The sequence below is a fragment of the Bacillus cereus group sp. BceL220 genome, from assembly GCF_051776965.1.
Classification (GTDB): domain Bacteria; phylum Bacillota; class Bacilli; order Bacillales; family Bacillaceae_G; genus Bacillus_A; species Bacillus_A cereus.
On the sequence record NZ_JBPWBC010000001.1, the window covers coordinates 599,267 to 611,399 of the forward strand.

Sequence of the window (12,133 nt, forward strand, 5' to 3'; positions counted from 1 at the left end):
TCATCACCCCATCAATTCAAAATGATACGAAGCAGCACTTAACGCGTATAACGGCGCCGTTTCTGTTCTTAAAATTCTTGGTCCTAAACTACATGGTACAAATTTATGTTCACGAAGCGCTGTAATCTCTTCCTCAGCTAAACCGCCTTCTGGGCCAAATACAATCAATAGCTTTTGACCTGGTTTCATTGTCGTTAAAGCTTTCGCAAAATTAGATTTCTCGCCTTGTTTCGCTTCCTCTTCGTAAGCAACAAGACAAACATCATACTCACCACTCATTGTAAGCAGTTGCTTAAATGATGCCGGAGCATGTACTTCCGGAATTTCACTTCTATGTGATTGTTCCGCAGCTTCTTTCACAATTTTTCTTAAACGCTCAACCTTTTTATCAGCTTTTTTCGCATCCCATTTTACGATAGAGCGAGATGCTTGAAATGGTAAGAATGCAGCTGCCCCAAGCTCAGTTCCTTTTTGAAAAATCAACTCTAGCTTGTCTCCTTTTGGCAGTCCACTTGCAATCGTCACGAAAACAGGAAGTTCACTTGACGCCTCTACCCATTCTACAATAGCCGTATTAATAAATTCACTGGTAATTTCATCAATTGAACATACTGCTGTTTTTCCGTTTACACAGCAATAAATTTGATCGCCAGCTGTCATACGCATTACTCTCGCAATGTGATGTACATCATCACCTACAATGCGAATTTTTGCTTCACTTACATGTTTTTCTTCTACAAAATAACGTTGCATATAATCACCTTAGTAGAGTTTCGTTCCTTTCGTAAGTCAACACTTACGAAAAGAACGAAACATTATCATTTTTCATATAACAAACGGCAAGTCCCTCACCTTATAGTGAGAGACTCCCCTTTTCATTATAGACTAAAATCTATATTACGCATTTCGTGCAATAATTGCTACCCAATCTTCCATTCGTAACACTTCTTCAATTGTAAATCCAGCTTGTTCTAACGCCTCAGAAATTACTTTTTCCTTCGCAGCAATAATGCCCGATGTAATAAATAATCCACCTGACTTCACAACTCTCGCTGCATCTTCAGGGAATAAAAGAATAATTTCTGCTAATAAGTTAGCTACGATTAAATCAACAGGACCTTCAATACCTTCTAAAAGACTATTTTGCCCAACAGACACGATATCATCTGTTTTATTTAAACGCACATTCATTTCTGCACTTTCAACTGCAACCGGATCTAAATCATATGCTTGAACAGAAGACGCACCTAATTTTGCCGCTGCAATACTAAGCACACCAGAACCTGTTCCTACATCAATGATAGTGTCACCTGGCTGTACTGTTTTTTCTAAAGCACGAATACACATCGTTGTTGTTGGATGAGTTCCTGTACCAAACGCCATACCTGGGTCTAATTCAATGATTTTTTCATCAGGAGAAGATGGTGTATATTCTTCCCACGTCGGTACGATTGTGAATGTATCAGAAATTTGTACTGGATGGTAATATTTTTTCCAAGCAGTAGCCCAATCTTCTTCATTGACTTCGTTAACGGTAATATTTCCAGTACCAATTTCAATGTCGTAAGATGGAAGCACATCAATAGATGATTTTACACCTGCAATCGTTTCATGTAAAGAATCCGTTTGCGGGAAATATGCTTTTATTAATACACCTTCCGCCGGATATTCATCTGGATTCAATGCATAAATTTCACCATATTGTTGCTCGCGCTCTTTCGTTAACTCCGCTGGATCCTCAATCGCAACTCCGCTAGCACCAGCTTCATGTAAAATATGAGAGACAGCTTCTACTGCTTCTTCTGTTGTATGAATACTAATTTCTGACCATTTCACAATTTACCAACTCCATTTTTTATTTCCATTATTCCCCTTTGAAAGCACGTTTAAGCTTTCCGAATAAACTATCATCCTGCTCTTCTTGTCCTGCAAATTCACGTAATAAATCTTTTTGCTGTGAAGTCAATTTCGTCGGTACAACAACACGAACGACTACATATTGATCTCCTTGGCCGTATCCACGTACGTTCGGAGCACCTTTTCCTTTTAAGCGGAATTCTGTTCCAGTTTGTGTTCCTGCTGGAATTTTCAGCTTCACTTTACCATGAACAGTAGGAACTTCCACTTCATCACCAAGCGCCATTTGCGCAAATGTTAATGGCATTTCGCAAATAATGTGATCTCCTTCACGCTCGAAGAATTCATGATTTCTTACATGAACGACAACATATAAGTCTCCTGCTGGTCCGCCATTTACGCCGGCTTCACCTTTTCCAGACACACGAATTTGTTGACCATTATCGATACCCGCTGGAATTTTAACATTGATTTTTTTACGCTTACGAACTTTACCTGAACCGTGACATGTCGTACATTTTTCTTTAATAATTTGTCCAGTTCCTGAACAATGACCACAAGCTTGACGGTTTACGATACGACCAAACGGTGTGTTTTGTTCTACACTCACTTGACCAGAGCCTGAACAATGTTTACATGTTTCTTTTGAAGTTCCTGGTTTTGCTCCACTACCTTTACAAGTATCACATGGATCTTCTACTGGAATTTCCACATTTAATTCCTTACCAAAAATAGCTTCTTCAAAATCTAAAGTGACTTGATATTGTAAGTCAGCACCTTGGCGCGGAGCATTTGGATCACGACGTCTGCCGCCGCCACCGCCAAAGAAAGAACTAAATATATCTTCAAAACCGAAGCCACCGCCGAAGTCTCCTCCGCCGCCAAATCCACCGAATCCTTGATTTGCACCAGCATGACCAAATTGATCGTACTGCGCACGCTTTTGATCATCACTTAACACTTCGTATGCTTCTTGTACTTCTTTAAACTTTTCAATTGCATTTTCTTCTTTGCTTACGTCTGGATGGTATTTTTTAGCCAAACGACGATACGCTTTTTTTATTTCATCTGTTGAAGCGCCCTTGCTAAGTCCAAGGACCTCATAATAGTCTCGTTTACTCATAAATTTACAACCCCCGAATCTTTCACATAAACGTAATTTTAACACCGAAAGAAAGTGCTTTGCAACAAAGTTTCCTCACTTACAGTATGCAAAGCGAAAAACTTAAGATCCTCACACATCGCTTCTCATTCGTGAAAAAAGCCAAAGTCAAGGCACGCTTGACTTTGACTTTTTGTCATCTTACTTATTATGTTTACAGTTGAATTACTTGTCTTCTTTTACTTCTTCAAACTCAGCGTCAACTACATTGTCTTTCTTCGTGCCAGCGTCTTGTGCACCTTGCGCACCTTCTGCTTGACCAGCAGCTGCTTGAGCTTGCTCGTATAATTTAACAGTTAATTGTTGTACGATTTCTTGTAAAGCATCTTTTTTCGCACGAATTTCTTCAAGCTCGTTTTTCTCAATTGCAGCTTGTAATGCTTCTTTCGCTTCTGTTGCTTTTGCAACTTCAGCTGCATCTACTTTACCTTCTAAATCTTTTACAACTTTGTCTGTTTGGAATACAAGTTGGTCAGCTTCGTTACGAAGTTCAACTTCTTCCTTACGTTTTTGATCAGCGTCAGCATTTGCTTCCGCTTCTTGTACCATACGTTCTACTTCTTCATCAGAAAGACCTGAAGAAGATTGGATTGTAATAGCTTGCTCTTTGCTTGTTCCTAAGTCTTTCGCACGTACGTTAACGATACCGTTCGCATCAATATCGAATGTTACTTCGATTTGTGGAATACCACGTGGTGCTGGTGGAAGGTCAGTTAATTGGAAACGACCTAACGTTTTGTTGTCAGCTGACATTGGACGCTCACCTTGTAATACGTGAATGTCTACTGCTGGTTGATTATCAGCAGCTGTCGAGAATACTTGTGACTTACTTGTTGGAATTGTAGTGTTACGCTCGATTAATTTCGTGAACACGCCACCCATAGTTTCAATACCTAAAGAAAGTGGAGTTACGTCTAATAATAGAACGCCTTCTACATCACCAGTAAGTACGCCACCTTGAACTGCAGCACCTAATGCTACAACTTCATCAGGGTTTACACCTTTATATGGCTCTTTACCAGTTTCACGTTTAATAGCTTCTTGTACAGCTGGGATACGAGTAGATCCACCAACAAGAATAACTTTATCTAATTCGCTTGGAGCAAAACCAGCGTCTTTTAATGCACGACGAGTTGGCTCTAATGTTCTTTCAACAAGACCTGCTGAAAGCTCTTCGAATTTCGCTCTTGTTAACGTTAATTCTAAGTGTAATGGACCAGCAGCTCCAGCACTAATGAATGGTAATGAAATTTGAGTTTGTGTTACACCAGAAAGATCTTTTTTCGCTTTTTCAGCTGCATCTTTCAAGCGTTGAAGCGCCATTTTATCTTGGCTTAAATCAATGTTATTTTCTTTTTTGAACTCAGCTACTAAGTGATCGATGATAACTTGGTCAAAGTCATCGCCACCAAGACGGTTGTCACCAGCAGTTGAAATAACTTCGAATGTGCCGTCTGCTAACTCAAGGATAGATACGTCAAATGTACCGCCACCTAAGTCATATACTAAGATTTTTTGTTCTTCGTCTTGTTTTTCTAAACCGTAAGCAAGTGCTGCTGCTGTTGGCTCGTTAATGATACGCTCAACTTCTAAACCAGCGATACGACCAGCATCTTTCGTTGCTTGACGCTCTGCATCGTTGAAGTATGCAGGTACTGTAATAACAGCTTTCGTTACTGTTTCACCTAAGTATGCTTCAGCAGAAGCTTTTAAGTTTTGTAAAATGATTGCAGAAATTTCTTGAGGTGTATAATCTTTACCTTCAACTTCTACTTTGTAGTCTGTACCCATATGACGTTTAACAGACATGATTGTATTTGGGTTTGTAATTGCTTGGCGCTTTGCAACTTCCCCAACTTGACGTTCTTCATTTTTGAAAGCTACAACAGAAGGTGTTGTACGGTTTCCTTCTGGATTTGGGATAACCTTTGGTTCTCCACCTTCCATAACAGCTACACAAGAGTTTGTTGTACCTAAGTCAATACCGATAATTTTACTCATGGCGAATCCTCCTAGTTTTATGTAAATTATTGATTTACTTTTACCATTGATGGGCGAATCACACGGTCTTTTAATTTATAACCTTTTTGGAATTCTTCCACAACCGCGTTTGATTCAAATTCACTATCTTCCACTTGCATAATAGCTTGGTGTTCATTAGGATCAAACTGTTTACCAACAGCTTCAATCACTTCCACACCTTCTTTAGTCAGCGCTTCTAACAATTGACGATGCACCATTTCCATACCTTGTAACAAGGATTTCGTTTGCTCATCAGTCGCTTCCACTTGCATTGCTCTTTCAAAATTATCAAGAGCTGGCAAGATGTCTGAAACTAGACTTTGTGCTCTATATTTTTCAGCAGCCTGTTTATCCATTTGGACACGGCGCTTATAATTTTCAAAATCAGCTTGTAGACGTAATGTGCGACCTTCCGTTTCCGTTAGTTTCGCTTGTAACTCATCTACTTTTTCTTGTAAAAGAGCAGCCTCACTTTTTTCTTCTACAGTTTCTTCACTGTTTTCTGGCGTGACAGCTTCTTCAACTTGCGCTTCTTTTACTTCTTCTACCACTTGTTCGTTACGCTCTTCCACAATATTCACCTCCTTAAAAGGTATTAGGTATCATGCATAGCATGATTACCTAAGCATTATATATTACACACAGCAATGAAAATTTCATCACTTGAGCGAATGTATTACTCTCATTTACTTTTTAAGTCCATCAGTAAATTGTCTCGTAAATAACTGTAACAAACTAATTACACGAGAATATTGCATTCTCGTAGGACCTAAAATAGCAATTGTTCCAAGTTGCTCTTCGCCGATCGAATATGTTGCAGAAATTAAACTGCAATCCTCCATAGCCGTCGAAGTGTTTTCCCTACCAATTTTCACTTGAATCCCGACTTGTTTATGACGCAAAATGTCATAAAATTCGGCTTCATTATCAATCATGGTAAGCAAAGATCTAACCTTTTGAATGTCATGGAACTCTGGCTGCGAAAGCATATTTGCTTTTCCTCCAAAGTATATCTTTTCCGATAACGGAACTTGAAATGTACCATCTAACATTTTTATTGCACTATCGTAATTATGAACATACCCACGTAAAACTGTAACAATTTCCTTAAAGATTTTATTATGAAGTTCTTCCATCGGTACGCCAGATAGCTTTTCATTTAAAACATTAACCATTTTTTCTAAATCTGATAAATCAACAGATTCCGGAACGGTAATCGTTTTACTTTGTACATGCCCTGTATCAGTTACAATAATAGCGACTGCAGTTTGACGATCAAGCGGCACAATTTGTACATTTTTAAGTTTATTTGTACTTAACTTCGGTCCAAGAACAATGGCCGTATAATTCGTAAGTTCTGATAAAATTTGAGCAGATTGCTGTGCAATTTTTTCCGCTTCAAAAATTCTTTCAGCAAATAAATCTTTAATTTGTACAATTTCAGCGTTCGGTAAGTTTTGCGGCGCTAAAAGATGGTCTACATAAAATCGGTAGCCTTTCTCAGAAGGAACACGTCCAGAAGAACTGTGCGTTTTTTCAATAAAACCTAATTCTTCTAAGTCCGCCATTTCATTTCGAATAGTAGCTGAACTAAATGTGATTTCATCTTTTTTAGCCAACGTTCTAGACCCAACAGGCTGCGCTGATCCAATAAAGTCATCAATAATTGTTTGTAAAATTAAGAGCTGACGTTCCGTAAGCATCTCATCATCACCTCTGTTAGCACTCTTTGTCTTTGAGTGCTAAATCTATTAATAACTTACCAAAATTGACATTCAATTGTCAACGGAAACGTCACGAAATAATGAAACTTTTTCACGCCTATGGAACATTTAATTAGTCAATCAAAAATGATTGGAATACTTCATTCCCTAATAATTTTCCTTTTCGCGTTAAACGCACATGTCCATTTTCCTCTTCAAGTAATCCTTGTTCTTGATTGCTTTGTAACTGCTTCGCGAAAACTTGATCCATCTCCACATTAAATTTATTGCGGAATGCCGTTTTAGAAACACCTTTTGTTTTTCGAAGTCCTAAGAACAGTTCTTCTTCCATTCTTTCTTTCTCCGTCACCTTATGAACATCTAAATACGGAAATCCTGTTTCATCAATTTTATTAAAATATTGCTTCAGCGGACCTACATTTTGAATACGTTCCCCATTCACATAACTATGAGCTCCAGCTCCAAAGCCATAATACTCTTCATTATTCCAGTATGTGAGATTATGTCTACTTTTATTGTCACCTTTTGAGAAATTACTAATTTCATACTGGTTATAACCGTGTTTCTCCATTTCATCCATTACCATTTCATACATTTTAGCTTCATGGTCTTCACCCGGAAGACGCAATTTCCCTTTATTCATTAAGTTATAAAACACTGTTTTAGGTTCCACAATTAATGAATATGCCGAGAAATGTTGTACACCAAGCGTAAAAGCAATGTCTAATGTTTCCTTCACATCTTCTATCGTTTGTCCTGGCAAAGCATAAATAATATCTACATTAATATTTTTAAAGCCTACTTCCTGAGCTTCTCGAATTGCTAGGAATGCATCTTCCCTCGTATGCTTGCGCCCGATTTTCTCAAGCAGTTCATCACGGAATGTTTGCACACCAAAACTAATTCGATTCACTCCACCTTCTAGTAGTACATTCAACTTCTCTTTCGGTAGATCTCCTGGATTCGCTTCAAATGTCAATTCACAATTCGGAGCAAACGGACGCAAATGACGATTAATAATCTCGAGTAATTTTTTTGTCTGTTCCATATTTAACGCTGTCGGAGTTCCACCGCCCACAAAAATCGTTTTCATACTATCAAACGGAACTTTTTGAACCGTATTTATTATTTCCTTCTCTAAATAATCTAAATATTGATCAACCGGTTGGCGTTCAATAAACACTTTATTAAAATCACAATAGTGACAAATGTGCTGACAAAACGGAATATGAATATATGCAGCTTGTACCAAATATAACTCCTACCTTTCTAAAAAGAAAACCTCCGCACTCCGGAGGATTCTCTACTTCTCTAACGTATTACGAATTTGTTCCATTCGCATTTTTCCCCAATCATACATCATTTCAACGATCGGTAAAAGTGACATGCCTAGTTCCGTCATATAATACTCAACACGAGGAGGAATTTCGGGATATACTGTTCGATCAACAATCCCATCTTCCATTAACTCTTTTAATTGGTTCGACAAAACTTTATGAGAAATGCTTGGGAATAACCGTTGTAATTCACTAAAACGATGAGGCCCTTCCACACCAAGATGCCACAGTATCACAACTTTCCACTTTCCACTAATAATAGAAAGCGTCAATTCCTTTTCACAATTAAAATTGCCATTTTGTATTTTATCTTGAATATCTTTTCGAATATTTTCGGACATTAACAATCTCCTAACTCTATATGAACTAAAAAGCTCTCTCATTATTGTAAATGAGAGCTGCTCAGATGTCTAAAAAGTAATTATACAGAAAAAAGAAGCCGCATAAACGACTTCTTTTTTATTTCAAATATTAGTTGTCATCCATTTTCAGTACAGCCATGAATGCCTCTTGTGGCACTTCTACAGAACCAACAGACTTCATACGTTTTTTACCTTCTTTTTGCTTATCAAGAAGTTTACGCTTACGAGAAATGTCACCGCCGTAACATTTTGCAAGTACGTTTTTACGCATCGCCTTAATTGTAGAACGTGCTACAACTTTATTTCCGATAGTCGCCTGAATTGGTACTTCGAACTGTTGTCTCGGAATTAATTCTTTTAATTTCTCTACAATTACTTTACCACGGTCATACGCTGAATCACGGTGTACGATAAATGATAAAGCATCCACTTGTTCATTATTTAAAAGAATATCCATTTTCACAAGTTTAGATGGTTTATAACCAATTAACTCGTAGTCAAATGATGCATACCCTTTCGTATTTGATTTCAATTGATCGAAGAAGTCATATACGATTTCTGATAACGGGATTTCATATGTTAATGTAACACGCGTTTCATCTAAATATTGCATATCAATAAACGTTCCACGTTTACCTTGGCAAATTTCCATTACAGCTCCAACATAGTCATTCGGAACCATAATTGAAGCCTTCACAAACGGCTCTTCTACACGATCGATAGACTGTGGATCTGGCATATTAGATGGATTATCAACAATAACATCTTCACCGTTTGTTAAATAAACTTTATAAATAACGCTTGGCGCTGTTGTAATTAAGTCAATCTTAAATTCACGTTCAATACGTTCTTGAATGATTTCCATGTGAAGAAGTCCTAAGAATCCACAACGGAAACCAAATCCTAACGCTTGAGATGTTTCTGGTTCAAACTCAAGAGCAGAATCGTTTAACTCTAATTTTTCTAACGCATCACGTAAATCGTTATAACGAGCAGAATCAATTGGATACAGCCCACAGAATACCATCGGGTTTAATTTACGGTAACCTGGTAACGCCTCTGCAGCTGGACGTTTCGCATGTGTAATCGTATCACCAACACGTGTATCACCTACGTTTTTAATAGATGCTGCTAAGAAACCTACATCACCTACTGTTAACTCGTCACGTTGCGTAGTTTTCGGTGTAAATACACCTACTTCTGTTACTTCAAATTCTTTACCCGTTGCCATCATACGTACTTTATCGCCAACTTTTACCGTTCCATTTACAACACGGATATAAGCAATTACACCACGGTACGGATCATATAAAGAGTCGAAAATCATACATTGTAACGGCTCTTCTGAATCACCTGCCGGAGCTGGTACTTTTTCAACAATTTGTTCTAAAATTTCTTCAATACCAATTCCAGCTTTCGCAGAAGCAAGTACCGCTTCTGATGCATCTAAACCAATTACATCTTCTACCTCTTGACGTACACGTTCTGGATCCGCACTTGGTAAGTCGATTTTATTGATAACTGGTAAAATTTCTAAGTTGTTATCGAGCGCTAAGTATACGTTCGCTAACGTTTGAGCTTCAATACCTTGCGCTGCATCTACTACAAGAATCGCGCCTTCACAAGCCGCTAAACTACGAGATACTTCGTACGTAAAGTCGACGTGTCCTGGTGTATCAATTAAATGAAGAATATATTCTTCACCATCTTTTGCTTTATAGTTTAATTGAACTGCGTTTAATTTGATTGTAATACCACGCTCACGCTCTAAATCCATAGAGTCAAGCAACTGAGCTTTCATTTCGCGTTGTGTTAACGCATTTGTTTTCTCTAAAATACGGTCTGCTAACGTTGATTTTCCGTGGTCAATATGAGCAATAATAGAGAAATTACGAATTTTGGACTGTCTTTTTGCTCTTTCTTCTTTGTTCATCTATGTTCTCAACTCCTAATAGTCTCGCCAATATACACTAGCACTGATTATATCAATAGAGCAACAAAGATTCAATGAAAACTCGTGCTGCTTACGATACAAATCATTCTATCTATATCTTATGCGAATAAACCATAAGAGACAAACCCTTTTCAAATTTTAAAACGGTTGTCTTACAAATCAGTAAAACAACCATCTCCCATGCTACTCTTAGCTAAAAATCCCCTTTATTTTCCCAACAACTATATCCGTTCCGAACTTCGTCATTTCATAAGCTACACTTGCTACCGCCATCCCAATTCCTTCTACAACATTAAAACTTCTTAAACGTTCTAATTGTTGTTGTTTTTCTGAAGCTGAAAACGAACTACCCAAAATTTCTGATTCAACACCTGTACTCTCTGTCCCTGTCATATGAGCTATTTGTTCATACGACAATTGCCGATAACCTTTCATACTTTTCAAACCATGATTAGCAAGTGACACTCCTGCTATCATCATAAGTAAACATAAAGCTACACTACATATACACAAAAGCGCAAAACGACTCAAACTATTATCATCTTTCTCCCTCAATGTGTATACGCTCCCGTATTATCTTGATCAATTTGATGATGCAGCGCTGCATTTAAACCACTCGCTATTACATTCGCCATATCCTCAATAAAAGTATCTACTTCTTTTGGGGTCACCATTAAGTTATGACCAAGGGGCGATAGCACTTCATAAATCAACCTTCTTTTTTCTTCTTCTTCTAACGTACCAACAGCACCTAAAAACATATTTCGGCTCTTTTCATCTGGCATATCTTCTTCTGTTAATTTTTTCTTTTCTCCAAATGAAAATCCCGCTGGTAACAAAGATCTTGAAGGTTTGTTTCCTTCTTTCATCTCTCGACCAAAATGTTTCAAAATAAAATCAATTGTATCACTTGTAATCGAAACGGCATCGACCACAGTCGGAACACCAATTGCGATAACAGGGATACCTAATGTCTCGTTACTTAGTTCCTTACGTTTATTCCCAACCCCTGATCCAGGATGGATTCCAGTATCAGAAATTTGTATCGTGCTATTTACTCGTTCAATAGAACGAGCAGCTAATGCGTCAATCGCAATTACAAAGTCTGGATTTGTCTTCTCAATAATCCCATAAATAACATCGCTCGTTTCGATGCCTGTAATCCCCATTACCCCCGGCCGAATTGCACTAACAGGCCTGAATCCTTCTTCTACACTTTCAGGCTGCAATTGAAACAAATGTCTCGTTACTAATACATTTTCTACAACTATTGGCCCAAGAGCATCCGGTGTTACATTCCAATTCCCAAGGCCTACAATTAAACAGCTCGCTTCTTTTGTAACACCAACCTCTTCTAAGAAATAAGAAAATTCTTTTGCAAAAATACGCTCCACTTTTTGTTGAAGTTCTGTATCTTGCTGACGTATACCTTGTACTTCAAGCGTTAAATAATTTCCAGGTTTTTTACCCATCGCTTCAGAGGCAGCTTCATCAATTGTTACTTTTGTAATTATAGTACCTTCTTCTTCCCTCTCTTTTACAATTACCCCCTGTATCCCTTTTTGTTCTTCTTGGCTTTCTTGCAACATTTGATGAGCTTCTACAGCAAGGTCAGTTCTAACGCTATATTTACTTAAATCCAATGGTTCTTTCATCGTATCTCCTCCGTAATTCATAGTAAATATCGTTAGATTTCCCAAAGTTATATAAGGTCA

The 12,133-nt window shown here is 37.9% G+C and carries 11 protein-coding genes; all 11 read right to left on the reverse strand.

Going from position 1 to position 12,133, the window contains the following annotated elements:
- Positions 1-3: 3 nt before the first annotated feature.
- A complete protein-coding gene (locus ACS2FK_RS03220; RefSeq protein ID WP_001190142.1) occupies positions 4-753 on the reverse strand; it encodes a 16S rRNA (uracil(1498)-N(3))-methyltransferase in 750 nt (249 codons plus the stop codon).
- A 144-nt stretch (positions 754-897) separates the two neighbouring features.
- The gene (gene prmA / locus ACS2FK_RS03225) at positions 898-1,836 is read right to left on the reverse strand and encodes a 50S ribosomal protein L11 methyltransferase (RefSeq protein WP_000872103.1); all 939 of its coding nucleotides are present in this window, start codon (positions 1,834-1,836) and stop codon (positions 898-900) included.
- Between the two features lie 28 nt (positions 1,837-1,864).
- The gene (dnaJ, locus tag ACS2FK_RS03230; protein WP_000043947.1) at positions 1,865-2,980 is read right to left on the reverse strand and encodes a chaperone protein DnaJ; all 1,116 of its coding nucleotides are present in this window, start codon (positions 2,978-2,980) and stop codon (positions 1,865-1,867) included.
- A gap of 204 nt (positions 2,981-3,184) precedes the next feature.
- Positions 3,185-5,020 (reverse strand): chaperone protein DnaK, encoded by a 1,836-nt coding sequence (dnaK, locus tag ACS2FK_RS03235; protein WP_000034701.1) that lies wholly within the window; start codon positions 5,018-5,020, stop codon positions 3,185-3,187.
- Positions 5,021-5,046: 26 nt separating this feature from the next.
- Complete coding sequence (grpE, locus tag ACS2FK_RS03240; protein WP_000392711.1) at positions 5,047-5,613, reverse strand: nucleotide exchange factor GrpE; 567 nt, start codon at positions 5,611-5,613, stop codon at positions 5,047-5,049.
- Between the two features lie 114 nt (positions 5,614-5,727).
- Positions 5,728-6,744, reverse strand: a complete 1,017-nt coding sequence (gene hrcA / locus ACS2FK_RS03245; RefSeq protein WP_000954942.1) for a heat-inducible transcriptional repressor HrcA — start codon at positions 6,742-6,744, stop codon at positions 5,728-5,730.
- 133 nt (positions 6,745-6,877) lie between these two features.
- Entirely contained in the window at positions 6,878-8,017 is a 1,140-nt protein-coding gene (gene hemW / locus ACS2FK_RS03250; protein WP_000249436.1) for a radical SAM family heme chaperone HemW, read from the reverse strand.
- Between the two features lie 51 nt (positions 8,018-8,068).
- Complete coding sequence (locus tag ACS2FK_RS03255) at positions 8,069-8,443, reverse strand: winged helix-turn-helix transcriptional regulator (protein WP_001293539.1); 375 nt, start codon at positions 8,441-8,443, stop codon at positions 8,069-8,071.
- A 130-nt stretch (positions 8,444-8,573) separates the two neighbouring features.
- Positions 8,574-10,397 carry an elongation factor 4 gene (gene lepA, locus ACS2FK_RS03260; RefSeq protein WP_001030948.1) on the reverse strand — a complete coding sequence of 608 codons (1,824 nt, stop codon included), beginning with the start codon at positions 10,395-10,397 and terminating at the stop codon, positions 8,574-8,576.
- Between the two features lie 210 nt (positions 10,398-10,607).
- Positions 10,608-10,973 carry a YqxA family protein gene (locus ACS2FK_RS03265; RefSeq protein ID WP_001207095.1) on the reverse strand — a complete coding sequence of 122 codons (366 nt, stop codon included), beginning with the start codon at positions 10,971-10,973 and terminating at the stop codon, positions 10,608-10,610.
- Entirely contained in the window at positions 10,970-12,073 is a 1,104-nt protein-coding gene (gpr, locus tag ACS2FK_RS03270; RefSeq protein WP_000662646.1) for a GPR endopeptidase, read from the reverse strand. Before gpr ends, ACS2FK_RS03265 begins: the two co-directional genes overlap by 4 nt.
- Between the last annotated feature and the right edge of the window lie 60 nt (positions 12,074-12,133).